This window comes from Actinomadura kijaniata (genome assembly GCF_014138665.1).
In the GTDB taxonomy this organism is placed as follows: domain Bacteria; phylum Actinomycetota; class Actinomycetes; order Streptosporangiales; family Streptosporangiaceae; genus Spirillospora; species Spirillospora kijaniata.
In genome coordinates, this window is sequence record NZ_JACJIA010000004.1 from 716,763 (window position 1) to 739,264 (window position 22,502).

Consider the following 22,502-nt stretch of genomic DNA (forward strand, 5'->3'; position numbering starts at 1 on the left):
TCCTTGAGTAGGTCGCCAATATGTTGGCTGCCAATACATAGCACGCCTACATGTTGGTTGTGTAGGCTGCCTACCCATGAAGGGTGATGCGGTGCGCGGGCATCTGGACGGCCTGCTGCTGGCCGCGCTGGAGTCGGGTCCGCTGCACGGTTACGCGATCATCACGGCGGTGCAGGAGCGCAGCGGTGGCGCGCTGGAGCTGCGGACCGGGACCGTGTACCCGGCGCTGAACCGGCTGGAACGGCTCGGCCTGCTGCGCAGCGGATGGCAGGCGATGGGCGAGCGCAAACGGCGCTGCTACGAGCTGACCGACGCCGGCCGGCGCTCCCTGGCCGAGGAGCGCAGCGCCTGGCGCGCGTTCACCGCCGCCGTCGGCGCGGTGCTGGACCCCGGGCCCGCGACATGACCGCGCCCGCGATCGAGGAGCACGTCACGGCGCTGGCGTCGGCGCTGCGCGGCCCGGCGCGCGTCCGGGACCGGATGGTGCGGGAGGCGCGCGACGGCCTCCTCGACGCGGCCGACGCCCTCGCGGCCGAGGGGCTGCCGGGCGACGAGGCCGCCCGCCTGGCGGTGCGCGACTTCGGCGCGGTCGAGGAGATCGTCCCCGACTTCCAGCGGGAGCTGGCCGTCGCCCAGGCGCGCCGCACCGCCGGGACGGTCGCGCTCGTCGTCCCGTTCCTGGTGGCCTGCTGGACGATGGTGGGCGACCCCGGCCCGGGGACGGCGTCCCTGGTCGCCGGGATGCTGGCCGTCCACGCCGGGGGCGTCGCGGTCGTCACGGCCGTGCTCGCCGCCGCCGCGCTGGCCGCGACCGGCACGGTGGCCCGCCGCCTGCCGGACCCGGACCGGCTGCCCGAGCTGGTCGCCTGGACGGGCACCACGGCGGGCGCGGCGCTGGGGGTCGGGGCGCTGGCCGTCACGGTCTCGTCCCTGCTGGCGGCGGACTGGCGGCTGGCCGCCCTCACCGGGATCCTGACGCTGGTCTCGCACGCCAGGGTCGCCGCGTCGGCCCGCGCCTGCCGCACCTGCGCCCGCCTGGCCCCCTGACGCCGGAGGGCGCCCCGGGCGTTCAGCGCGCCGCGGCGGGGCCGAGGATCGCGCGGATGACGTACCGGGCGTTGGCGGAGATGACCGGGTTGGTGCGCCGGTAGTAGGGGAGCTGGATCACCGCCATGGACAGCGCCCAGCCGCGTCCGCGCAGCCAGGTGGCCTCGTCGGCCCCTACGGAGTCGCGGAACGCGGCGCGGGCCGTGGCGGGCAGCAGGTTCCAGGCGGGGATCAGGTCGCAGGCCGGGTCGCCGACCCCGGCGGTCGCGAAGTCGAGCACGGCGGTGAGCCGGCCCCGGCCGACCAGCAGGTTGCTCGGCATCAGGTCCGAGTGGACCCAGCACGGCTCCCCGTCCCACGGGGGCGCGGCGAGCGACTCCTCCCAGGCGGCCAGGGCCGCGGCGGCGTCGAACGGCTCGCCGGTGCGGGCCAGGTCCGCGATCGCCCGGCGGGTGGCGGCGTCCACCCCGGCCAGCGGGCCGCCGCGGTAGGCGGGGGGACCGCCCGCGACGTCGGCCCCGCGCAGCTCCCGGACGAACCGGCCCAGGTCCCGCGCCAGCCCCTCGGCGTCGTCGAGATCGCCCTCGACGGGGTTCTCGCCCTCGATCCACCGGTGGACCGACCACGGCCAGGGATAGCCCTCGCCGGGCCGGCCGCGCGCGACCACGGAGGGGATCGGGACCGGCAGGAACGGCGCCAGCCGCGGCGGCCAGCGCCGCTCGCGCTCCAGGTCCCTGACGCCGCCGGCGGTCAGGGGGAGCCGCACCGACAGCGCGCCGCCGAGCCGGTAGACGGCGTTGACGGTCCCGCCGGAGGCGACCCGGGTGACCGGCAACCCCGTCCACCGGGGGAACTGGGCACTGATCAGCCGCTCCACCAGGCGGGCGTCGGTGGGGAACTCGTCGGCGTGCATGGTGCTCACGGCGCGATCCGACCGTTTCGGGCTCCCGCCCGTCAACCGGATTTCCGGCTTCCCGGATGATCGCTCAGAGCGAACGTTGCTGAGGAAATTATTTCGTGCTCCGTTTTCTTGAGTGTGTATGACTCAACCTGAGTCGCCCGAACACGGACTTGGAGCTGAAGCATGAGCGAGACCCTGACGCTGCCGGTGCTGCCTCTGGACGACGGGGCCGTTCTGCCGGGCATGGTCGTTCCGCTGGACCTGTCGGAGGGCGAGGTCCGCGCCGCCGTCGAGGCCGCCCGGGCCGTCGCGCGGCCCACCGGCCCGGGCATCCGCTCGGCCGCCAAGCCGCGCGTGCTGCTGGTGCCCCGCCGCAACGGGCAGTACACGGCGGTCGGGACCCTCGGCGTGATCGAGCAGGAGGGGCGGCTGCCCGGCGGCGAGCCGGGGGCCGTCGTGCGCGGGGTGTCCCGCGTGCGCATCGGGCAGGGCACCACCGGACCCGGCGCGGCGCTGTGGGTGGAGGGCGTCCAGATCGAGACGCCGCCGGCCACCGGCCGCGCGAACGAGCTGGCCAAGGAGTACAAGGGCCTGGTCAGCGCCATCCTGCAGAAGCGCGGCGCGTGGCAGGTCGTGGACGTGGTGCAGCAGATCGACGACCCGTCGACGCTGGCCGACAACTCCGGCTACGCGCCCTACCTGACCGACGACCAGAAGATCCAGGTCCTGGAGACCCCCGACGTCGTCGAGCGGCTCACCCTGGTGATCGGCTGGGCCCGGGAGCACCTGGCCGAGCTGGACGTCGCCGAGACGATCCGCAAGGACGTCCAGGAGGGCATGGAGAAGACCCAGCGCGAGTACCTCCTGCGGCAGCAGCTGGAGGCCGTCCGCAAGGAGCTCGCCGAGCTCAACGGCGACCCGGCCGACGAGGAGGACGACTACCGCGAGCGCATCGAGGCCGCGAACCTGCCCGAGAAGGTCCGCGAGGCCGCGCTCAAGGAGGTCGACAAGCTGGAGCGCTCCTCCGACGCCTCCCCCGAGGGCGGCTGGATCCGCACCTGGCTGGACACCGTCCTCGACATCCCCTGGAACGAGCGCAGCGAGGACTCCTACGACATCGCGGGCGCGCGGGCGATCCTGGACGCCGACCACACCGGTCTCGACGACGTCAAGGAGCGCATCATCGAGTACCTGGCCGTGCGCAAGCGGCGCGAGGAGCGGGGCCTCGGCGTCGTCGGCGGGCGGCGCAGCGGCGCGGTGCTGGCGCTGACCGGTCCTCCCGGGGTCGGCAAGACCTCCCTGGGCGAGTCGATCGCGCGGGCGATGGGACGCGGGTTCGTGCGCGTGGCGCTCGGCGGCGTCCGCGACGAGGCCGAGATCCGCGGCCACCGGCGCACCTACGTCGGCGCGCTGCCCGGCCGGATCGTGCGCGCCATCCGCGAGGCGGGGTCGATGAACCCGGTCGTGCTGCTGGACGAGATCGACAAGGTCGGCTCCGACTACCGGGGCGACCCGACCGCCGCGCTGCTGGAGGTCCTGGACCCCGAGCAGAACCACACCTTCCGCGACCACTACCTGGAGGTCGAGCTCGACCTGAGCGACGTGCTGTTCGTGGCGACCGCCAACGTGGTCGAGGCGATCCCCGGCCCGCTGCTGGACCGCATGGAGCTGGTGGAGCTGGACGGCTACACCGAGCACGAGAAGGTCACCATCGCCCGCGACCACCTGGTCCCGCGCGAGCTGGAGAAGGCCGGGCTGGACGGCGAGGAGGTGACGTTCACCGAGGCGGCGCTGCGCCGGCTGGCGTCGGAGTACACGCGGGAGGCCGGGGTGCGCTCCCTGGACCGCGCCGTCGCCCGCGTCCTGCGCAAGGTCGCGGCGAACGTGGCCCTGGACCGGTCCGCCCTGCCGCTGACCGTGGACGCGGCGGACCTGAAGGAGTACCTGGGCCGCCCCCGGTTCACGCCGGAGGCGGAGCTCAGCCGGTCCGAGCGGCGCACGGCCGTCCCGGGCGTGGCGACCGGCCTGGCCGTGACCGGCGCGGGCGGCGACGTCCTCTACATCGAGGCGTCGCTGGCCGACCCGGAGACCGGCGGGACGGGCGTGACGCTCACCGGCCAGCTCGGCGACGTCATGAAGGAGTCGGCGCAGATCGCGCTCAGCTACCTGCGGTCGCGCGGGGCCGAGCTGGAGCTGCCGGTCGGCGACCTGAAGGACCGCGGGGTGCACGTCCACGTCCCGGCCGGGGCCGTGCCCAAGGACGGGCCGAGCGCGGGCATCACGATGACCACCGCCCTCGCCTCGCTGCTGTCGGGCCGCCCGGTCCGGCCGGACGTGGCGATGACCGGTGAGGTGTCGCTGACCGGCCGGGTCCTGCCGATCGGCGGCCTGAAGCAGAAGCTGCTGGCCGCCTCCCGGCTCGGGATCACCACCGCGATCGTGCCCAAGCGCAACGAGCCGGACCTGGAGGACGTGCCCGCCGAGGTGCTGGAGAACATGACCGTCCACACCGTCAGCGACGTCCGCGAGGTCCTGGACCTGGCGCTGGAGCCCGCCCGGCAGGTCGTCGCGGTCTGACCCGCGGGGACGGCGGGGCCGCCCCTCCCCCCGGAGGGGCGACCCCGCCGTGTTTATCTCCCGTCACAGTGGTTAGGCGGCCGGGTGGGAGCGAGGACGACCACGTCGTGGGGGAGGGACCTCATGCATGACCACGAGTTCCTGGCCCGGGTCCGCGAGCGGGGCGGGTACGCCGACCAGGACGAGGCGCGCCGGGTCACCGTCGCGGTGCTCCAGGTGCTGGCCGAGCGCGTCACGGCGGGGGAGGCCAGGGACCTGGCCGCGGAACTTCCCGGCTCGCTGGCGGGGGCGCTGGCCCCCGGGCGCGGGTCGGCCGACCGGTTCGGCGTCGAGGAGTTCTGCCGCCGGGTGTCCGGACGCGTCGGGGGCGGCTCCCGCGCCGCCGGGCGGGACGCCGGCGCGGTGCTGAGCACCGTGGCCGACGCCGTCCCGCCCGGCGAGCTCGACCATCTCACCGGCCGGCTCCCGGCCGGCTACGCCGCGCTGTTCGGCCGGGCCGGGCTCGGAGCCTGAAGGAGACCGCCATGACCGTCACGAAGTTCCAGGACCTGCCGCTGGCCGACCGGGACCGCGAGTGGGACGGCCCGGCCGCGGAGAAACGCGTCCGCGCCTGGGCCGACGCCAAGGACGAGCCGAACGCCGCCTACCGCGACGCGCACCTCTGGTACGACGGCGACAAGCCGGACAATTTCACCAGCTACAAGCTGCCGATCGCGGACGTGGTCGGCGGGAGGCTCAAGGCCGTCCCGCGCGGGATCTTCGCCGCCGCGGCCGTCCTGGACGGCGCCCGCGGTGGCGCGGGCCTGCCGAAGGACGAGATCTCCAGGGTGAAGGCCCACCTGGCCAGGTACTACGCGAAGATGGACGAGACCCCGCCCTGGGACGGGTGACACCGGGCCGCGCCGCCCGGCCATGATGGGCGGATGAAGATCCGGTGCGTGTGCGGGGCGGTCATCGTCGACCAGAGCGACTTCCTCCCGGACAAGGCGCGGCTCATCGCCGACCGGGACTGGGAGGACGTCCTCCATCCCGAGGGCGACGCCCCGCTCGACGAGGTCCGGGAACGGGCCTGGAGGTGGAGCCGCTCGCTGTGGCAGTGCGCCGCGTGCGGCCGGCTCTACGTCGACGACCGGAACGGCCGGCCGCACCGCTTCGACCCGGCGGAGGCCGGCGTCCCCCGGGACCTGCTCGGCTCGGTCCACGGGGAACGCTGGAAGGGCCAGCTGCGGGGGTACTGGCGCGCCTCGCGGCCCGGGGCGCCCGGCGACCTCTGGTGGTCGTGCGGGGCGGACGACGAGGGGTTCGAGGAGTTCACCTCCCGGGAGGCGCTGGAGAGGCGCTACCGGGAGGTGTTCGCGCGCCTGCGCTCGCTGGGCATCCTGCGTTCGGCGCTGCTCAGCGAGGGGGAGCGCACGGTCCACCGGTGGCCCGAGGCCACCCCGGACCGAGTCACCCCGGGCTGGGTCACCCCAGGCTGAGGCCGACGGCCCACATCCCCGCGCTCGCCACGCCGGCCAGGGCCAGCAGGCAACCGAGCGCCATCCGGGCGTTCTCCCCGGGGCGGCGGACCGCGGCCAGCACGCCGAACCCCGCGACGACGATCCCGAGCAGGCCGAGCCCGCCCCAGCCGACGCCGCGCCACCGGAGCCGGTCGAGCGCTCCGGCGTCGGCGCGCACCGCCTCGGCGCCGGGCCCGCCGGACGCCGGCAGCCGCGCGGGGTAGGCGCCGCCGGGGTTCACCCCGTCGGTGTCGTGCTCGTCGAAGGGACGCACGTACCGCCGCGTGACCCGGCCGTCGTCGGAGCGGAACGTTCCCGAGCAGAACCGGGACGACCGGATCCTGTCGCACGCGTCCACGGTGTACCGGCCGGGAACGCCCCGGTCGACGGCGGCCCGCGCGTCCAGGTACTTGCCGGAGAACCCCGTCCACCCGGTGAAACCGAGCGCGAGCCCGACGATGAGCGGGACGACGGCCCGCTTCCACCGTGTCCCCTGGCGCCCGTCCGTCTGCTGGTCCATGTCCCTCGCTCCCACCACCGCGGTGGTGGGAGCGTACTGGAGCGGAAGGCGCGGTGGTCCGGTCCGCCGCGGCTCGTCGATCCCGTCCGGACGCCGTCCGCGATCGTGTCGGGACGGACGGTGCGCCGGGCGCATGAATGTTGGTCAAGCGGGGACCAAGCGTGGGGCAAGGCCCCCTGGGATCCGACGAGACGCGAGGAGTGAAAGGTGACGAGCACGGCGGAGATGCGACACACGACGTCCCGGGAGGAACGCGCGCCCTGGTACGTGGTCCTGCTGCGGATGGCGGGCGTGCTGGTGGCGCTCGGGGCGCTGGGGGTGTTCTTCTACTACGCGTTCCGCCTCACCCTGATGCCCGTCCAGGACAACGGCCAGGCGGGCGGCAACCTTCGCCCCGGCCACTCGCTCAGCTTCTACCTGGAACGCCCCACCAGGGAGGCGCTGCTGCAGATCGGCGGGAACGTCCTGCTGCTCGCCCCGCTCGGCGTGCTGCTGCCGTGGATCTCGGTGCGGCTGCGCGGGCTGTTCCGCCTGGCGGTCGTCGTGGCGCTGCTGTCGCTGGCCATCGAGTGCGTTCAGGGCCTGCTGGTGCTGGGGCGCGCGTTCGACATCGACGACGTCATCCTCAACACCGCCGGGGCCGTGCTCGCCTACCTGTTCCTGGGCCGCAAGGTCTCCCGCGCCATGCGCGGGTAGCGCGGTGTCGGCTAACGCGGTGTCAGCCTGAAGACGCGCAGCTGTCGTTCCACCCGCTCCACGTAGCGGTCGTAGACCGGCCACACCTTCAGCAGCCTCGGCCACACCTCGGCGCGCTCCTCGCCGGAGAGCAGCCGCGCGGTGACCGGGACGGTGCGGCCCCGGAACGACACCTGCGCGTCGGGGTGCTTCAGCAGGTTCCCCGTCCACGCCGGGTGCTTCTCGCGGCCGAAGTTGGAGCCGACCACCACCCACGAACCGTCCTCGTCGGGCATGCACGCCAGCGGCGTCGTGCGCGGCAGGCCGCTGACCGCGCCGGTCGTGGTGAGCACCAGGCTCGGCACGAGCGCCTGCCCGAGCAGGAACCGCCCGCCCGAGGCCCGGTGCAGCGCCCGGTCGAGCGGCGGCACGATCTTCGGTCCCACCCTGGAGAACCACCGCGCGCCCGACACCCTCGTCATGAGGGGGCCGAACGCGCGCCGCGCGAAGGTCTGCTGGGGCATCGTGAGTCGCTCCTTACCGCCGGGCGCCATCCGCCCGGCCCTGCGGGGATCGAGGTGTCCCGCCTCGGCGAGCCAGCGCAGGGAGTCCGCGACGGTCTCCCGCACCGGCCGCAACGTCAGGTCCAGGGCCGCCAGCGCCGGCTCGTCGTCGGTCGGCACCAGCGTCACCATGAACTCGGCGGCGTCGCGGGTCAGCGGGTAGTCGAACGGCCGCACCCGCTTGGCGGCGTCCAGCAGCGTTCCCGCGCCGAGCAGCGCGCCGCCGGGAACGCGCAGCCGGCGGCACGGCACCCCGGTCAGCGAGTCGCACAGGTCCGCGTACCGCGGCCAGGTGAGATGGTGCCCGCCGAGCAGCCACCGCTCACCGCCCCGGCCGGCCGAGACGGCGCGGGCCAGGGCCTCGCCCAGGTCGCGCACGTCGACGACCGAGACCCCGCCCGGCGGCAGCGGCCACATCCTGCCGAGCGCCCCGGCCATGCCCTCCATGAGCGCGTCCAGCGTCGGCTGGTGCGGCCCGCACACCCCGCCCGGGTACACGACGACGACCGGGGCGCCCCCGTCCTGGAGCTCCCGCACGTACCTCTCGGCGGCCAGCTTGGAACGCCCGTAGTCGTTGCGCGGCGACGCCAGCGGCGAGGCGGCGGTGATGACTGGCCCGGCGGGCGGCACGAACACCGCGATCGTCGACACGTGGACCACCGGCGCCAGGCCCGCCCCGACCGCGCCGCCCACGACGTTCCGGGTGCCGCGCACGTTCACCTGGAGGAGGTCCGGCCGCGCCCCGCCCGCGGAGCGTTGCCCCTCCGCGGAGGAGGCGGATGCCCTGGGCGGAGCCAGGTGGGCGCGCGCGCTGTCTCCGGGTGATGCGAAGGGGCGTCCTCTCGCGGAGAGCCGGGAGCCGGGGGAGGCGGGGCCGGTGACGCCGATCGCGGCGGCGGTGTGGATCGCCGCGTCGCAGCCGCGCATCGCCTCGGCGACGGCGGCGGCGTCCAGCATGTCGCCGGGGACCAGCTCGACGTCCTCGGCGGCGACGCCGATCGCGGCGAGCACCTTGGCGGTCTTGCCGGGGTCGCGGACCAGGGCGCGCGGCCGGTGCCCGGCGGCCAGCAGGGCGCGCGCGGTGTAGGAGCCCACGAAGCCGGACGCGCCGGTGAGGAAGACCCGCATGCGGAAAAACTAGCGCTTGTTAGGCGTCGGAGGGAACCTCTGGACCCGCCGCGGGACGGGACTTTTTCGGTCGCCACCATTGCCGGGAAGGACCCGTCCCGGCCATTGACGGCCCTGGAACGCTCCATCACACTCGGGGCGCACCTACCGCCGACCGGGAGGGGAGCCATGAGGATCGGACTGGCCGGGGCGGGGCGCATCGGAGCGCGTCACGCCGCCGCCCTGTGTCAACTGCCCGAGGTCGAGTCGCTGGTGGTGGCCGACGCCGACCCCGCGCGGGCCCGCAAGCTGGCCGCCGGACTCGGCGGGGCCGCCGTCGCGGTGGACCCGGTGGAGGACCTGTTCACCGCCGGGCTCGACGGCCTGGTGGTCGCCGCCGCCTCCGCCGCGCACGCCCCGCTCGTCGGCGCGGCGGTGGCCGCCCGCGTTCCGGTGTTCTGCGAGAAACCGCTCGCCACGGACCTTGATGGAACGTTCCAAATCGTGTCCGCCGCGCGCGCCGCCCAGGTCCCGGTCCAGGTCGGCTTCCAGCGCCGCTTCGACGCCGGGTACCAGGCCGCCCGCGAGGCCGTCGCCGCCGGGACGCTCGGCTGGCTGCACACCGTCCGCTCCTGCACCCTCGACCCCGCGCCGCCGCCCGCCTCCTACCTGCCCACCTCGGGCGGCCTGTTCCGCGACTGCGTGATCCACGACCTGGACTCCATCCGCCACGTCACCGGCCGCGAGGTCGTCCGGGTCACCGCCGCCGGGGCCAACCGGGGCGACGCGATGTTCCGCGAGCACGGCGACGTCGACACCGGCGCGGCGCTGCTGGTCCTCGACGACGGCACGCTCGGGCTGGTCGCGGCGACCCGCTACAACGCCGCCGGGTACGACGTGCGGCTGGAGCTGTTCGGCTCCAAGGACAGCCTGGCCGCCGGGCTCGACCCGCGCACCCCCGTCACCCCCGTGCCGGGCGACCGGCAGCCGCAGCGCGCCTACGAGGGCTTCCTCGACCGCTTCGCCGACGCCTACGACGCCGAACTGCGCGCCTTCGTCGAGGTCGCCGCCGGGCGGCGCGCCAACCCGTGCCCGCCCGAGGAGGCGCTGGAGGCGTTCTGCCTGGCCGAGGCGTGCGACCTGTCGCTGCGCGAGGGCCGCGCCGTCGATCCCGCCGAGGTCCGCCGCGCCGCGGGGGTGGCGCGATGAGGGTCGCGGGCGCGCCGATCTCCTGGGGCGTGTGCGAGGTGCCGGGGTGGGGCCACCAGATGGCGCCGTCCCGCGTGCTGGCCGAGATGCGGGAGCTCGGCCTGGCCGCCACCGAGCTGGGGCCCCGGGGCTTCCTGCCCGCCGACCCGCGCGAACGCGACGCCCTGCTGGCCCGCGACGGCCTCGCGCTGGCGGGCGCGTTCGTCCCCGCCCTCCTGCACGAGCCCGGCCACGACCCGCTCCCGGAGGTCGTCCGCGCGATGGACGCGCTGCCCGGCGGCGCGGTGCTGGTGCTGGCCGCCGCCACCGGCCGGGACGGCTACGACCAGCGGCCGGAACCGGACGCCGCCGCCTGGGCGGCACTGCTGGACCGGCTCGACGCCGTCGCCCTGCTGGCCGCCGACCGGGGCCGCCTCGCCACCCTGCACCCGCACGTCGGCACGGTCGTCGAACGCCGCGCCGAGGTCGAACGCGTCCTCGACGGCTCCGCGATCCCGCTGTGCCTGGACACCGGGCACCTGATGGTCGGCGGCACCGACCCGGTCGCGCTCGCCCGTTCGGCCGCCGACCGGATCGGGCACGTCCACCTCAAGGACGTCGACGCGGCCCTGGCCCAGCGGGTCCTGACCGGCGACCTCGGCTACACCGAGGCGGTCGCCGGCGGCATGTACCGGCCGCTCGGCCGGGGGGACGTCGACATCGCCGAGATCGTCAGCACGCTGGAGGCGGCCGGGTACGGAGGCTGGTACGTCATGGAGCAGGACACGGTCCTCACCGCCGAGCCCGCGCCGGGCGCCGGGCCGCGCGACGACGTGCGGCGGAGCCTGGCCTTCCTGGCGGAGGCGACGCGATGAACGCCGCCCACGCCCGCGCCGCCCACGACCTCGTCACGATGGGCCGCGTCAGCGTCGACGTCTACCCGCGCGACATCGGGGTACCGCTGGAGGACGTGGAGACGTTCGGCAGGTACCTCGGCGGCAGCCCCACCAACGTCGCCGTCGCCGCCGCCCGCCACGGCCGCTCCACCGCCGTCGTCACGCGGACCGGCGACGACCCGTTCGGGCGGTTCGTGCGCCGGGCGCTCAAGGAGTACGGGGTGGACGACCGGTTCGTGTCGGCGGTGCCGGGGCTGCCGACGCCGCTGGCGTTCTGCGAGATCTTCCCGCCCGACGACTTCCCGCTGTACTTCTACCGCCACCCCAAGGCCCCCGACCTGGAGATCCGCGCCGAGGAACTCGACCTGGACGCCATCGCCGCCGCCCGCGTCATGTGGGCGACCGTCACGGGCCTGTCGGAGGAGCCGAGCCGCACCGCCACGCTGACCGCGCTGGAGGCCCACCCCGGCACGACCGTCCTGGACCTGGACTGGCGGCCGATGCTGTGGCGCGACCCCGGCCGGGCCCGCCCGCTGGTCCGCCGCGCGCTGGGGCACGCGACCGTCGCCGTCGGCAACGTCGACGAGTGCGAGGTCGCCGTCGGGGAACGCGACCCGCGCCGCGCCGCCGCCGCGCTGCTGGACCTGGGCCTGGACCTGGCGATCGTCAAGCGCGGCCCGGACGGCGTGCTGGCCGCCACCCGGGCGGAGACCGTCGAGCTGCCGCCGGTCCCGGTCGAGGTCGTCAACGGGCTGGGCGCGGGCGACGCGTTCGGCGGCGCGGTCTGCCACGGCCTGCTGGCGGGCTGGGACCTGGAGCGCCTGCTCGCGTTCGCCGGGGCGGCCGGGGCGATCGTGGCGTCCCGGCTGGCGTGCTCGGCCGCCATGCCCACCACCGCCGAGGTCGAGGCCCTGCTACGAGAGGGGAAGGGCTGACATGAAGCCGCACCTGCCCGCCGGGGCCGCCCGGCGCGGCCCCTACGACGTGTACGTCACGCCCGAGACCGCGGGCTGGTCCCACACCGCCCTGCGCGTGCTGGACCTGCCCGCCGGGGAGTCCCACACCTTCGACACCGGCGGGTTCGAGACGGTCGTGCTGCCGCTGGCCGGGCGGTTCACCGTCACCTGCGAGGGCGAGAGGTTCGACCTGCGCGGGCGCCGGAGCGTGTTCACCCGCGTCACCGACTTCGCCTACGTCCCCCGCGACAGCCGCGTCACCGTGACCGGGGAGGGCCGGTTCGCGCTGCCCGCCGCCCGCTGCGATGACCGCCTGGCCCCGCGCTACGGTCCCGCCGAGGAGATCCCGGTCGAGCTGCGCGGCGCGGGGGCCGCCAGCCGCCAGGTCACCAACTTCTGCACCCCCGAGGGCTTCCCGCACGCCGACCGGCTCATCGCCTGCGAGGTGCTGACGCCCGGCGGCTGCTGGTCGTCGTTCCCGCCGCACAAGCACGACGAGCAGACCGCCCACGAGTCGGAGCTGGAGGAGATCTACTACTTCGCCGTCCGCGACGGGGGCCGCGGCTACATGCGCGTGTACGGCACCGAGGAGCGCCCCATCGACGTGCTCGCCGAGGTCCGCACCGGTGACGTGGTGCTGGTCCCGCACGGCTGGCACGGCCCGGCGATGTCCCCGCCCGGCCACGATCTGTACTACCTCAACGTCATGGCGGGCCCGTCGCCCGAACGCGCCTGGCGCATCACCGACGACCCCGCCGAGGCCGCGGTCCGCGACACCTGGCCCGGCCAGTCCCTCGACCCCCGCCTTCCCCTCACCAGCGCGCAGGAGGCACCGTGAGACTCACCGTCGGGCAGGCCCTGGTCCGCTTCCTGGCCGCCCAGCACTCCGAACGCGACGGCGAGCGCCGCCCGTTCTTCGCGGGCTGCTTCGGCATCTTCGGCCACGGCAACGTCGCGGGCCTCGGCCAGGCCCTGCTGGAGGAGGGGTTCCCCTACTTCATGGCCCGCAACGAGCAGGCCATGGTCCACACCGCCGCCGGGTACGCGCGGATGACCGACCGGCTCGCCACCTTCGCCTGCACCACCTCGATCGGCCCCGGCGCGACCAACCTGGTCACCGGCGCCGCCCTGGCGACCGTCAACCGGCTGCCGGTGCTGCTGCTGCCCGGCGACGTCTTCGCCACCCGCACCGCCAACCCCGTCCTCCAGGAACTGGAGGACGCCCGCTCCCACGACGTGTCGGTCAACGACACCCTCAGGCCGGTCTCCAGGTACTGGGACCGGATCAACCGGCCCGAGCAGCTCCCCTCGGCGCTGCTGGCCGCGATGCGCGTGCTCACCGACCCGGCCGAGACCGGCGCGGTCACCCTCGCCCTGCCGCAGGACGTGCAGGCCGAGGCGCACGACTGGCCGGAGGAGCTGTTCGCCCCGCGCGTGTGGCGGGTGCCGCGCCCGCTGCCCGAGACCGACGCGGTCACCGAGGCCGCCGCGCTGCTGGCCGCCGCCGAACGCCCCCTGGTCGTCGCGGGCGGCGGCGTGATCTACGCGCGCGCCACCGGCGAGCTGCGCGCGTTCGCCGAGCAGACCGGCATCCCCGTCGCCGAGACCCAGGCGGGCAAGGGCGCCCTGCCGTGGGACCACCCCCGGTCGGCCGGCGCGATCGGCGCGACCGGCACCCCCGCCGCCAACGCCCTGGCCCGCGAGGCCGACGTGGTGCTCGGGATCGGCACCCGCTACAGCGACTTCACCACCGCCTCGCGCACCGCGTTCGCCCGCGAGGGCGTCCGGTTCGTCAACCTCAACGTCGCCCGCCTCGACGCCGTCAAGCTCGCCGGCGTCCCCCTGGTCGCCGACGCCCGCGAGGGGCTGCGGGCGCTGACGGCCGCGCTGGCGGGCCACACCGTCACCGACGCCTACCGCGAGGAGATCGCCGCGCTGACCACCCGCTGGAACGCGGCCGTCGACGCGGCCTGCGCGCCGCGGGGCCGCGTCCCGCTCGCCCAGGCCGAGGTCATCGCCGCCGTCAACGACGCGAGCGGGCCCCGCGACGTCGTCGTGTGCGCCGCCGGGTCCATGCCCGGCGACCTGCACAAGCTCTGGCGCGCCCGCGACCCCAAGGGCTACCACGTCGAGTACGGCTACTCCTGCATGGGCTACGAGATCGCCGGCGGGCTCGGGGTGAAGATGGCCGCCCCCGACCGCGAGGTGTTCGTCATGGTCGGCGACGGCTCGTACCTGATGATGGCGCAGGAGATCGCCACCGCCGTCGCCGAGGGGATCAAGCTCGTCGTCGTGCTGGTCGACAACCAGGGCTACGCCTCCATCGGCAATCTGTCGGAGTCGGTCGGCGCGGAGCGGTTCGGCACCCGCTACCGCGCCCGCACCGACACCGGCCTGGACGGCGGCCCGCTGCCGGTGGACCTGGCCGCCAACGCCGCCAGCCTCGGCGCCGACGTCATCCGCGCCGCCACCGCCGACGAACTGCGCACCGCTCTCCGCCGGGCCCGGGCCGCCACCCGGACCACGGTCGTGCGCGTCGAGACCGATCCGCTGCTCCCGGCTCCCGACAGCGAGGCCTGGTGGGACGTCCCGGTCGCCGAGGTCGCGGCCCTGGACTCCACCCGGCAGGCCCGCGCCCGGTACGAAAAAGATCGACGGGCGCGACGGCACCATCTCTGATCCCTACGATTCATCCCACCCCCCAGGGAGAACGGAGAGCCCCCGATGAAGGGAACGTTTCGTCTGGTGAGCGTCGCCGCGGCGGCGGTGCTCGCGTTGAGCGCGTGCAGCGGCTCGGGAGGACGCAAGGCCGAGCAGGCGGCCGGTCCGGCGAAGGGACCGCGCCTGAAGATCGCGATGGTGACGCACTCGGGCCAGGGCGACACCTTCTGGGACGTCGTGCAGAAGGGCGCGCGGGCCGCCGCCGCCAAGGACAACGTCGAACTGCTGTACTCGGCCGACCCCGACGGCGGCAAGCAGGCCCAGCTCGTCCAGTCCGCCATCGACAAGAAGGTCGACGGCATCATCGTCACCCTCGCCAAGCCCGACGCGATGCGCGACGTGCTCGCCCGGGCCAAGGCCGCGAGCATCCCGGTCGTGTCGATCAACTCGGGCGCCGACGCGTCGGCGCGGCTGGGCGCGCTGGTCCACTTCGGGCAGGACGAGAAGGTCGCCGGGGAGGCCGCCGGGACCCAGCTCGCCAGGATCGGGTCGAAGAAGGCGCTGTGCGTGATCCACGAGCAGGGCAACGTGGGCCTGGAGGACCGCTGCGCCGGGGCCCGCAAGACCTTCGGCGGCGACCTGCAGAACCTGTTCGTGCAGGGCACCAACATGCCGCAGGTCAAGTCCTCGCTCACCGCCAAGCTCCAGGCCGACAAGGGCATCGACGGCATCCTCACCCTCGGCGCGCCGTTCGCCAACACCGCCGTGGACGTGGTGCGGGAGACCGGCGGCAAGGCCAAGATCGCCACCTTCGACATGAACAAGGAGCTGGTCGCCTCCATCAAGGGCGGCGCGATCGCGTTCGCCGTGGACCAGCAGCCCTACCTGCAGGGCTACCAGGCCGTGGACGGGCTGTGGCTGATGAGGACCAACGGCAACTCCCTCGGCGGCGGCCGCCCGGTGCTGACCGGCCCGGCCATCGTCAGCGGCGACAACGCCGCCTCCATCGAGGCGTTCGCCAACCGGGGGACCCGATGAGCCAGGCCGTGGCGCGGCCGCCGTCGGCCGCGGCCGACGAGCGGCTCGGCCGGCGGTCCCCGGCGCGCCGCCTGCTGGCCCGGCCCGAGCTGGGCGCGCTGCTCGGCGCGATCGCGGTGTTCGTGTTCTTCTCGGTCGTCGCCGACGCGTTCCTCCAGGCCCCGTCGTTCTCGACGGTGCTGTACGCCTCCTCCACGTTCGGGATCATGGCGGTCGGGGTGGCGCTGCTGATGATCGGCGGCGAGTTCGACCTGTCGGCCGGGGTGATGGTCACCACCTCCGCGCTGATCGCCGCGCTGGCCGGCTACCAGCTCACCCTGAACCTATGGGTGGGTGTGCTGGTCTCGCTGGTGCTGACGCTGGGGCTCGGGTTCCTCAACGGGCTGCTGTACGTCCGGACGGGCCTGCCGAGCTTCATCATCACCCTCGGCACGTTCTTCATGCTGGCCGGGGCGAACCTCGGCGTCACCAAGCTGGTCACCGGCAACGTCGCCTCCGACTCGGTCCGCGACATGGACGGCTTCGCCTCCGCCCGCGCGGTGTTCGCCGCCGACGTCCGGATCGGCGGCGTGCAGGTCAACATGACCGTGTTCTGGTGGCTGGTGTTCGTCGCCGTCGCCACCTGGATCCTGCTGCGCACCCGCGTCGGCAACTGGATCTTCGCGGTGGGCGGGAACGCGGCCAGCGCCCGCGCCGTCGGCGTCCCGGTCGACCGCACCCGGATCGGGCTGTTCATGGGCGTGGCGTTCTGCGCCTGGTTCTCCGGGATGCACCTGGTGTTCGCGTTCGCGACCGTGCAGTCCGGCGAGGGCGTCGGCAACGAGTTCTTCTACATCATCTGCGCCGTCATCGGCGGCTGCCTGCTGACCGGCGGCTACGGCTCGGCGATCGGGGCGGCGATCGGCGCGTTCATCTTCGGCATGGTCAACAAGGGCATCGTGTACGCCGAGTGGAACCCCGACTGGTTCAAGTTCTTCCTCGGCGCGATGCTGCTGGTGGCCACCGTCGTCAACCTGGTCGTCCGCCGCAGAGTGGAGCAGTCGAGATGACCGTGCTCATTGCCGCGCGTGCGCGCGGCGGGTCATGGCGCCGGGACTCCCGGTCTTCCCCCGTCGCTTTCACGATCGCTCGCAGGCTCCCGATCCCGACACTCCTCAGTCCAGACCAGGAGGCGCCATGACCGCCGCGCGGAACGGGACGCCGCTGGTCGAGCTGGACGGCGTCGGCAAGCACTACGGCAACATCATCGCGCTGCACGGTGTGTCGCTGGACGTGTCGGCGGGCGAGGTCACCTGCGTGCTGGGCGACAACGGCGCGGGCAAGTCCACCCTCATCAAGATCATCTCCGGGTTGCACCGGCACGACGAGGGCGTCCTGCGCGTGCAGGGCGAGGAGGTCTCCTTCGCCTCGCCCCGGGAGGCACTGGACCGGGGCATCGCCACCGTCTACCAGGACCTGGCGGTCGTCCCGCTGATGCCCGTGTGGCGGAACTTCTTCCTCGGCTCGGAGAAGCGCCGCGCGTTCGGGCTGATGGACATCCCGTACATGCGCCGCACCGCCCGGGAGGAGCTGCTGCGCATGGGCATCGACCTGCGGGACGTGGACCAGCCGATCGGCACCCTGTCGGGCGGCGAGCGCCAGTGCGTGGCGATCGCCCGCGCCGTCCACTTCGGCGCGAAGGTCCTCATCCTGGACGAGCCGACCGCCGCGCTCGGCGTCAAGCAGGCCGGGGTGGTGCTGCGCTACATCGTCCAGGCCCGCGAACGCGGCCTCGGCGTCGTGTTCATCACCCACAACCCGCACCACGCCTACCCGGTCGGGGACCGCTTCCTGGTCCTCAAGCGCGGGCGGAGCCTGCACCACTGCGCCAAGTCCGAGATCACGCGCGAGGAGCTGACCGCGCTGATGGCGGGCGGCGCGGAACTGGAGGAGCTCGCCCACGAACTCCAGTCCGCCGCCGACGACCGCGCCGGCACGGCGGCGGCCGAGGAGCTCGCCCGGGAGGCGGAGGGACTGCACGCCACGAAGGAGGACTGAACGCGTCAGATCCAGGTCGCCCGCTCCAGGATCCGGTCGAGGCCCGGGGTGCCCCACTCGTCCACGACCAGGATCCTGGACTGCGGGAGGAACCAGGTGCGCTGGGTGAAGCGCGGGTCGCTCGGGCTGACCCGGCCCTGGGTGTCGGCGCGCACGCAGCGCATCCGCCACTCGTAGTACTCGGCCGTGCGGTTCCCGACCCGCGCGGTCCCCTGCCGGACCCGCCGCTCGCCGAGCGCGCCGATGTGCCGGGCCGGATCCGGGTCGGGCGGGCACACGTGACCGACGTCGTTGGAGGGATGGAAGAAGCTGCCGCGCCGGTAGGTCGCCTCGGTCCGGTTGGCCTCGGGCCCCTTCCAGAACAGCCCGTACTCGTCGACGACGGCGAAGCTCGGGCAGGCGTTGTTGTACAGGTGGGAGTAGACGCGCCTGCCTTCGGCGGACGGGCAGCGGCCGGGAACGTCGACGCGGTAGCTGGCGCCCTCTCTCGCCAGCTTCGTGACCCGCCACCCCTCGGGCAGGGTGAGGCGCAGGGGGCCGACGTTCACCGGGCGGCCCGGCAGGGCGGCGGGGGAGGAGGTCGCGGCGGCGACGCGGCGCTCGGGCGGGTCCGGCCTGGTCGCCTGGTAGACGCCGATCCCCGCCGCCGTGGTGCCGACGACGGCCGTGCCCGCCACCGCCACCGCGCCCTTGGTACCGAGCGCCGACAGGACCCCCGACGAGCCCGCCGTCGCGGCCGTCCCCCCGGCCGCCGCCGCGCCGCTCGCCGCCGCGCCGGGCACCAGACCCGCCGCGACCAGCGGGAACACCGCCGCGAACGCGACCGCCGCGCCGGCCAGCGTCCGCAGCCCGCGCGCCTCCCAGTCCGCGCCGTAGGCCGAGCGGGCGGCGTCCTCCAGCTCGCCGGCGAACGCCGCCGCGCCCGCCGGCCGGTCGCGCGGGTCCTTGGCCATGCCGCGCTCGACGAGGGGCCGCAGCGGTTCGGGCACGTCCTCCACCGGCACCGGCCGCGTCAGGTGCCCGGCGCGCACGGCGGCGCGGTCGGGCCCGTAGGGGCGGCGGCCGGTCACCGACTCGTAGAACACGCAGGTCGCGGCGTACACGTCGGTCGCGGGGGAGGCGGGCTCGCCGCGCCACTGCTCGGGGGCCATGTACAGCGGCGTCCCGGCCCCGGACGCCTCGCCCCGCACGGTCGCGACGCCGAAGTCGATGAGCTTGCTGCCGCCGTCGGCGGGGACGATCACGTTGGCGGGCTTGTAGTCGCGGTGCACCACCCCGGCGGCGTGCGCGGCGGCCAGCCCGCGGAGCGAGCCCTTGAGGGCGGCCAGCGCGGCGAGCGGGTCGAGCGCGCCGTAGCGCCCCAGGATCTCCCGGTAGGACACCCCGTCGACGGCCTCCATGACGATCGCCATGTGCTCGCCGTGCTCGACCAGCCGGTACAGCCGCGCGACGTGCGGGTCGCGGACCTGGCCGAGGAGGGCCGCCTCGCGGCGGAAGCGGTCGCGGGCGGCCGGGTCCGCGCCCGGCGCCAGGTACTTGATCGCGACCGGGGCGCCGCGTTCGGCGTGCCGGGCCAGCACCACCCGGCCCTGCGCGCCCCGTCCCAGTTCGCGCACCTCGTCGAAGCCCGACACCCGCCACTCGGACACGTCCGCTCCCTTCCCCGGCTCTCCTCGCGTGGTGGGACGCGCCGGACGCCCGGAAAGTCGATCTACAGGGGATGCTCCCGGGGCAGGCGGGCGGTGCGCCCGTCCTGCGGGGCGGCGATGTCGTGCCGGGTCGCGGGCGGGGCGGCGGGCCGCCGCGCGGCGAGGGCGAGGATCTCCTCCCGCATCGCCGGCGCGTCCGCGAACCGGTCCGACGGCTTCTTCGCCAGCGCCCGCAGCACGACCGCGTCCCAGCCCGGCGGCAGGTCCGGCACCAGCTCCGAGGGCGGCGCCGGCGGCCGGGTGAGGTGCTGGATCAGCACCGCCGACGGGTGGTCGGCGACGAACGGCGGGCGGCCGGTCAGCATCTCGTACAGCACGCAGCCGGTGGAGTACAGGTCGGTGCGCGCGTCGACCTCCCGCGCCTCGGCCTGCTCGGGGGCCAGGTAGCTGGGCGTCCCGACGGCGACGCCGGTCGCGGTGAGCCGGGTCGCGTTCTGCCCCATCATCTTGGCGATCCCGAAGTCCAGGACCTTCACCCGCGGGTTCGGGCCCCGCCCGGTGACCATGATGTTGGAGGGCTTGACGTCGCGGTGGACGACGCCGCGCCCGTGGCTGTGCTCCAGCGCCTCCAGCACCTGCGCGACGATGGCGGCGGCCCAGGCGGGCGCGACGGGGCCGCCCGCCAGCACCCGCGACAGGTTGTGCCCGTCCACGAACTCCATCACCAGGTAGGGCTGCCCCTGCTCGCCGTCGCCGTCCCGCCCCATGTCGAACACCATCGTGATGTTGGGGTGGTTGAGCCCGGCGGCGGTGCGCGCCTCGCGCTGGAACCGCTTGCGGGACTCGGGCCGGTCCAGCAGGTCGTCGGGGAGCATCTTCACCGCGACCAGCCGCGCCAGCTCGCGGTCCCGGGCCCGGTAGATCGTTCCCATGCCGCCGCGTCCCAGCGGGCCCAGCAACTCGTACCTGCCCGAGAGCACCCGCATCCCGTCGGCTCCTCCGCCCGTCGTCTCCGGCGTCCAGTATGCGCATGCGCACGGCGGTGTAAAGCGGCACAAGCCACACTCGCCGCCGTGCGCGGGGGCCGGTTCAGGCGGGCGTCTCGCCGCGCAGCACGCGGGCGACGCCCTCGTCGGGATCCAGGGTGCGGCCCTGGTCGCGCAGCAGGGTGAACGCCCGGTCGCCGATCTGGCGGCGCACCGCCGAGACGCACTCGCCGTGGCGTTCGATCAGCAGCGGCGCGCCCACCCGGTCGGTGCGCAGCGAACCCCACAGCGCGTCGGCCACGCCCACCAGGAACGCCGCCCGCCGCGCCTCGCCCTGGACGGCGGCGATCTGGGCCGTCAGGTCCACGGCGACCGCGCACCCGAACCGGTCCCCGAACGCCTGCTTGACCTCCAGCGCGGCGACCGCCGACCGCCGCGCCGCCGCGGTGTCGCCGAGCGTCAGCCGGGTCATGCCCGCGAACAGCTCGGCGTGGCTGCGCAGCCAGTCCTCGCCCAGCTCCAGGGCCTGCTCCCGGGCGTCGTCCAGCACGTCCCGCGCCTCGACCAGCCGCCGGTCGTCGATCAGGGCGATGCCGTGCACCGTCCGGGCGTGCAGGGCGCCGACGTCGGGACGGCCGATCCGGGCGAACGCGCGCTGCGCCGCCACCGCCGGCGCGACGGCCCGCGTGGGGCGTCCCCGGGCGACCGCCACGACCGACTCGATGGTGGTCGCCCAGGCGTCGGCGTGCGGGTCGTCGACCAGGGCGAGCACGGCGCGGCACTCGGCCAGCCGCCGGTCGGCGGCGTCGGGGTCGCCCTGCGTCACGGCCAGCAGCGCCGCCGCCCACAGCGCGCGGGCGTTGGCCCGGGACGGCTCGGGGCACAGCGCCAGGGCCCGGTCCAGGTGGCGGCGCCCCTCGGTGAGCAGGCCGGTGGCGGTCCAGAAGTGGGTCAGCCGTCCGGCCAGCTCCAGCCCGGAGGCGTGCGCGCCGGTCCGGCCGAAGCAGAACTCCAGCGCCGCCCGGAAGTCGGCGTGGTCGGCGCGGATCCGGCGCAGCCGCGCGATCTGGTCGGGCCCGCACCAGGCCTCGTCGAACCGGCGGGCCTTGTCCAGGTAGTGGTCGCGGTGGCGGTGCCGCAGGTCGTCGTCCTCGCCCAGCTTCACCAGCCAGTCGGCGCCGTACTCGCGCAGCGTGTCCAGCAGCCGGTACCGGCCGCCCGAGCGCAGCACGATCGACTTGTCCACCAGGTTGGCCAGCACGCGGCCGACGCGTTCGGCGGGCAGTCCGGGACCGGCGCACACCGCCCGCGCGTCCGCCTCGTCGAACGGTCCGGCGAACACGCTCAGGCGCGCCCACAGCAGCCGTTCGGGCGGGCGGCACAGCTCGTGGCTCCAGCCGATCGTGGTCAGCATCGTCTGGTGGCGCGGCGCCGAGACCCGCGCCCCGGCCAGCACGCCGAACCGGTCGTCCAGGCGGTCGTTGAGCTGGTCGACCGTCAGGGACCGCATCCGGCCCGCCGCCAGCTCGATCGCCAGGGGGATGCCGTCGAGCCTGCGGCACAGCCGCCGCACCGCCTCCTCGCCGAGCGGCGTCTCGACGTCCGGCCGGGCCGCGGCCGCGCGGTCCAGGAACAGCGCGACCGCGTGCCGGTCGTCGGCGAGCGGCTCCACCGCGTAGCGGCGCTCGGCGGGCGCCCCGAGCGGGATCCGGCTGGTCGCGAGGATCCGCAGGCCGGGCGCGGCGGTCAGCAGCCGCGTGGCCAGGTCCGCGCACGGCCGCACCAGGTGCTCGCAGGTGTCCAGCACCAGCAGCAGCCGCTTGTCGGCCAGGAACGCCGCCAGCACGTCCTCCTGGGGGAACGCGGCCTGCTCGGGCACCCCGAGCGCGGCGCTGACGGTGTGCGCCAGCAGGTGGGGGTTGCGCAGCGGCGACAGCTCCACCAGCCGCACCCCGTCGGGGAACGCGCCGCCGTGCCCCGTCTGCTGCCCCGCCCGGCGCGCCACCCGCAGGGCCAGCCGCGTCTTGCCGACCCCGCCGATGCCGGTCAGCGTGACCAGGCGTGCGCGCGCCAGCACCGCCTCGACCTCGCGGACCTCCCGGTTCCGGCCGATGAGACTGGTCGTCTCGGCGGGCAGCTCGTCACCCCGCGAACGCGTCATGAAGCCTCGGAATCCGTGATGATTGAAAACTCAAGAATAAG

Annotated in this window: 21 protein-coding genes; 15 read left to right on the forward strand and 6 right to left on the reverse strand. The window is 75.0% G+C overall.

Features of this window, described 5'->3' with window-relative positions; translation table 11 throughout:
• The first annotated feature begins 76 nt into the window (after window positions 1-76).
• Window positions 77-406 (forward strand): PadR family transcriptional regulator, encoded by a 330-nt coding sequence (locus HNR61_RS19365; protein ID WP_182844520.1) that lies wholly within the window; start codon window positions 77-79, stop codon window positions 404-406.
• Complete coding sequence (locus HNR61_RS19370; protein ID WP_182844521.1) at window positions 403-1,047, forward strand: permease prefix domain 1-containing protein; 645 nt, start codon at window positions 403-405, stop codon at window positions 1,045-1,047. Before HNR61_RS19365 ends, HNR61_RS19370 begins: the two co-directional genes overlap by 4 nt.
• Window positions 1,048-1,069: 22 nt before the next feature.
• Here HNR61_RS19370 and HNR61_RS19375 read toward each other — a convergent pair whose 3' ends face one another.
• On the reverse strand, window positions 1,070-1,960 hold the full coding sequence (locus HNR61_RS19375) for an aminoglycoside phosphotransferase family protein (protein WP_182844658.1): 891 nt from the start codon (window positions 1,958-1,960) through the stop codon (window positions 1,070-1,072).
• Window positions 1,961-2,131: 171 nt separating this feature from the next.
• On the opposite strand from HNR61_RS19375, the gene lon reads away from it, so the two are divergent.
• The 4 genes from lon to HNR61_RS19395 all read left to right on the forward strand — a co-directional run bounded on the left by lon (window position 2,132) and on the right by HNR61_RS19395 (window position 6,003).
• Entirely contained in the window at window positions 2,132-4,525 is a 2,394-nt protein-coding gene (gene lon / locus HNR61_RS19380; RefSeq protein WP_182844522.1) for an endopeptidase La, read from the forward strand.
• A 123-nt stretch (window positions 4,526-4,648) separates the two neighbouring features.
• Window positions 4,649-5,038, forward strand: coding sequence for a DUF2267 domain-containing protein (locus HNR61_RS19385; RefSeq protein ID WP_182844523.1), 390 nt, complete (start codon window positions 4,649-4,651; stop codon window positions 5,036-5,038).
• Between the two features lie 11 nt (window positions 5,039-5,049).
• The gene (locus tag HNR61_RS19390) at window positions 5,050-5,415 is read left to right on the forward strand and encodes a hypothetical protein (RefSeq protein ID WP_182844524.1); all 366 of its coding nucleotides are present in this window, start codon (window positions 5,050-5,052) and stop codon (window positions 5,413-5,415) included.
• A gap of 33 nt (window positions 5,416-5,448) precedes the next feature.
• Window positions 5,449-6,003: a DUF8617 domain-containing protein gene (locus HNR61_RS19395; RefSeq protein ID WP_182844525.1), complete on the forward strand. Its 555-nt coding sequence runs from the start codon at window positions 5,449-5,451 to the stop codon at window positions 6,001-6,003.
• Here the strand turns inward: HNR61_RS19395 and HNR61_RS19400 are convergent.
• A complete protein-coding gene (locus HNR61_RS19400) occupies window positions 5,990-6,544 on the reverse strand; it encodes a hypothetical protein (protein ID WP_182844526.1) in 555 nt (184 codons plus the stop codon). The two genes, HNR61_RS19395 and HNR61_RS19400, sit on opposite strands and share 14 nt — an antisense overlap.
• Window positions 6,545-6,751: 207 nt before the next feature.
• Between HNR61_RS19400 and HNR61_RS19405 the strand changes: the two genes are divergently transcribed.
• Window positions 6,752-7,240 carry a VanZ family protein gene (locus HNR61_RS19405; RefSeq protein WP_312897973.1) on the forward strand — a complete coding sequence of 163 codons (489 nt, stop codon included), beginning with the start codon at window positions 6,752-6,754 and terminating at the stop codon, window positions 7,238-7,240.
• Window positions 7,241-7,251: 11 nt separating this feature from the next.
• Here the strand turns inward: HNR61_RS19405 and HNR61_RS46855 are convergent, their stop codons facing one another.
• On the reverse strand, window positions 7,252-8,910 hold the full coding sequence (locus tag HNR61_RS46855; RefSeq protein ID WP_220509479.1) for a nitroreductase/quinone reductase family protein: 1,659 nt from the start codon (window positions 8,908-8,910) through the stop codon (window positions 7,252-7,254).
• A 168-nt stretch (window positions 8,911-9,078) separates the two neighbouring features.
• Between HNR61_RS46855 and HNR61_RS19420 the strand changes: the two genes are divergently transcribed.
• From HNR61_RS19420 to HNR61_RS19455, 8 genes are all read left to right on the forward strand, one after another.
• Entirely contained in the window at window positions 9,079-10,098 is a 1,020-nt protein-coding gene (locus tag HNR61_RS19420; RefSeq protein ID WP_182844527.1) for a Gfo/Idh/MocA family protein, read from the forward strand.
• Window positions 10,095-10,952 carry a TIM barrel protein gene (locus HNR61_RS19425; protein WP_182844528.1) on the forward strand — a complete coding sequence of 286 codons (858 nt, stop codon included), beginning with the start codon at window positions 10,095-10,097 and terminating at the stop codon, window positions 10,950-10,952. Before HNR61_RS19420 ends, HNR61_RS19425 begins: the two co-directional genes overlap by 4 nt.
• On the forward strand, window positions 10,949-11,908 hold the full coding sequence (gene iolC, locus HNR61_RS19430) for a 5-dehydro-2-deoxygluconokinase (RefSeq protein WP_182844529.1): 960 nt from the start codon (window positions 10,949-10,951) through the stop codon (window positions 11,906-11,908). The genes HNR61_RS19425 and iolC overlap by 4 nt, the downstream gene beginning before the upstream one ends.
• Before the next feature lies 1 nt (window position 11,909).
• On the forward strand, window positions 11,910-12,767 hold the full coding sequence (gene iolB / locus HNR61_RS19435; RefSeq protein ID WP_182844530.1) for a 5-deoxy-glucuronate isomerase: 858 nt from the start codon (window positions 11,910-11,912) through the stop codon (window positions 12,765-12,767).
• Window positions 12,764-14,608 carry a 3D-(3,5/4)-trihydroxycyclohexane-1,2-dione acylhydrolase (decyclizing) gene (gene iolD / locus HNR61_RS19440; protein WP_312897974.1) on the forward strand — a complete coding sequence of 615 codons (1,845 nt, stop codon included), beginning with the start codon at window positions 12,764-12,766 and terminating at the stop codon, window positions 14,606-14,608. Before iolB ends, iolD begins: the two co-directional genes overlap by 4 nt.
• 66 nt (window positions 14,609-14,674) lie before the next feature.
• Window positions 14,675-15,628, forward strand: a complete 954-nt coding sequence (locus HNR61_RS19445; RefSeq protein WP_312897975.1) for a sugar ABC transporter substrate-binding protein — start codon at window positions 14,675-14,677, stop codon at window positions 15,626-15,628.
• Window positions 15,625-16,677 (forward strand): ABC transporter permease, encoded by a 1,053-nt coding sequence (locus tag HNR61_RS19450; RefSeq protein ID WP_182844532.1) that lies wholly within the window; start codon window positions 15,625-15,627, stop codon window positions 16,675-16,677. Before HNR61_RS19445 ends, HNR61_RS19450 begins: the two co-directional genes overlap by 4 nt.
• 127 nt (window positions 16,678-16,804) lie before the next feature.
• Complete coding sequence (locus HNR61_RS19455) at window positions 16,805-17,665, forward strand: ATP-binding cassette domain-containing protein (protein WP_182844533.1); 861 nt, start codon at window positions 16,805-16,807, stop codon at window positions 17,663-17,665.
• A gap of 5 nt (window positions 17,666-17,670) precedes the next feature.
• Here HNR61_RS19455 and HNR61_RS19460 read toward each other — a convergent pair whose 3' ends face one another.
• The 3 genes from HNR61_RS19460 to HNR61_RS19470 form a co-directional block, all read right to left on the reverse strand.
• Window positions 17,671-19,314 carry a serine/threonine-protein kinase gene (locus HNR61_RS19460; RefSeq protein ID WP_220509480.1) on the reverse strand — a complete coding sequence of 548 codons (1,644 nt, stop codon included), beginning with the start codon at window positions 19,312-19,314 and terminating at the stop codon, window positions 17,671-17,673.
• A gap of 62 nt (window positions 19,315-19,376) precedes the next feature.
• Window positions 19,377-20,300, reverse strand: coding sequence for a protein kinase domain-containing protein (locus tag HNR61_RS19465; protein WP_182844534.1), 924 nt, complete (start codon window positions 20,298-20,300; stop codon window positions 19,377-19,379).
• A 103-nt stretch (window positions 20,301-20,403) separates the two neighbouring features.
• Window positions 20,404-22,461 carry an ATP-binding protein gene (locus tag HNR61_RS19470; protein WP_182844535.1) on the reverse strand — a complete coding sequence of 686 codons (2,058 nt, stop codon included), beginning with the start codon at window positions 22,459-22,461 and terminating at the stop codon, window positions 20,404-20,406.
• Between the last annotated feature and the right edge of the window lie 41 nt (window positions 22,462-22,502).

Bases quoted from the DNA above. Each gene is read 5' to 3' on its own strand.
- HNR61_RS19365 (WP_182844520.1), top strand. From the start codon at position 77: ATGAAGGGTGATGCGGTGCGCGGGCATCTGGACGGCCTGCTGCTGGCC.
- HNR61_RS19370 (WP_182844521.1), top strand. From the start codon at position 403: ATGACCGCGCCCGCGATCGAGGAGCACGTCACGGCGCTGGCGTCGGCG.
- HNR61_RS19375 (WP_182844658.1), bottom strand. From the start codon at position 1,960: ATGCACGCCGACGAGTTCCCCACCGACGCCCGCCTGGTGGAGCGGCTG.
- lon (WP_182844522.1), top strand. From the start codon at position 2,132: ATGAGCGAGACCCTGACGCTGCCGGTGCTGCCTCTGGACGACGGGGCC.
- HNR61_RS19385 (WP_182844523.1), top strand. From the start codon at position 4,649: ATGCATGACCACGAGTTCCTGGCCCGGGTCCGCGAGCGGGGCGGGTAC.
- HNR61_RS19390 (WP_182844524.1), top strand. From the start codon at position 5,050: ATGACCGTCACGAAGTTCCAGGACCTGCCGCTGGCCGACCGGGACCGC.
- HNR61_RS19395 (WP_182844525.1), top strand. From the start codon at position 5,449: ATGAAGATCCGGTGCGTGTGCGGGGCGGTCATCGTCGACCAGAGCGAC.
- HNR61_RS19400 (WP_182844526.1), bottom strand. From the start codon at position 6,544: ATGGACCAGCAGACGGACGGGCGCCAGGGGACACGGTGGAAGCGGGCC.
- HNR61_RS46855 (WP_220509479.1), bottom strand. From the start codon at position 8,910: ATGCGGGTCTTCCTCACCGGCGCGTCCGGCTTCGTGGGCTCCTACACC.
- HNR61_RS19420 (WP_182844527.1), top strand. From the start codon at position 9,079: ATGAGGATCGGACTGGCCGGGGCGGGGCGCATCGGAGCGCGTCACGCC.
- HNR61_RS19425 (WP_182844528.1), top strand. From the start codon at position 10,095: ATGAGGGTCGCGGGCGCGCCGATCTCCTGGGGCGTGTGCGAGGTGCCG.
- iolC (WP_182844529.1), top strand. From the start codon at position 10,949: ATGAACGCCGCCCACGCCCGCGCCGCCCACGACCTCGTCACGATGGGC.
- iolB (WP_182844530.1), top strand. From the start codon at position 11,910: ATGAAGCCGCACCTGCCCGCCGGGGCCGCCCGGCGCGGCCCCTACGAC.
- HNR61_RS19450 (WP_182844532.1), top strand. From the start codon at position 15,625: ATGAGCCAGGCCGTGGCGCGGCCGCCGTCGGCCGCGGCCGACGAGCGG.
- HNR61_RS19455 (WP_182844533.1), top strand. From the start codon at position 16,805: ATGACCGCCGCGCGGAACGGGACGCCGCTGGTCGAGCTGGACGGCGTC.
- HNR61_RS19465 (WP_182844534.1), bottom strand. From the start codon at position 20,300: ATGCGGGTGCTCTCGGGCAGGTACGAGTTGCTGGGCCCGCTGGGACGC.
- HNR61_RS19470 (WP_182844535.1), bottom strand. From the start codon at position 22,461: ATGACGCGTTCGCGGGGTGACGAGCTGCCCGCCGAGACGACCAGTCTC.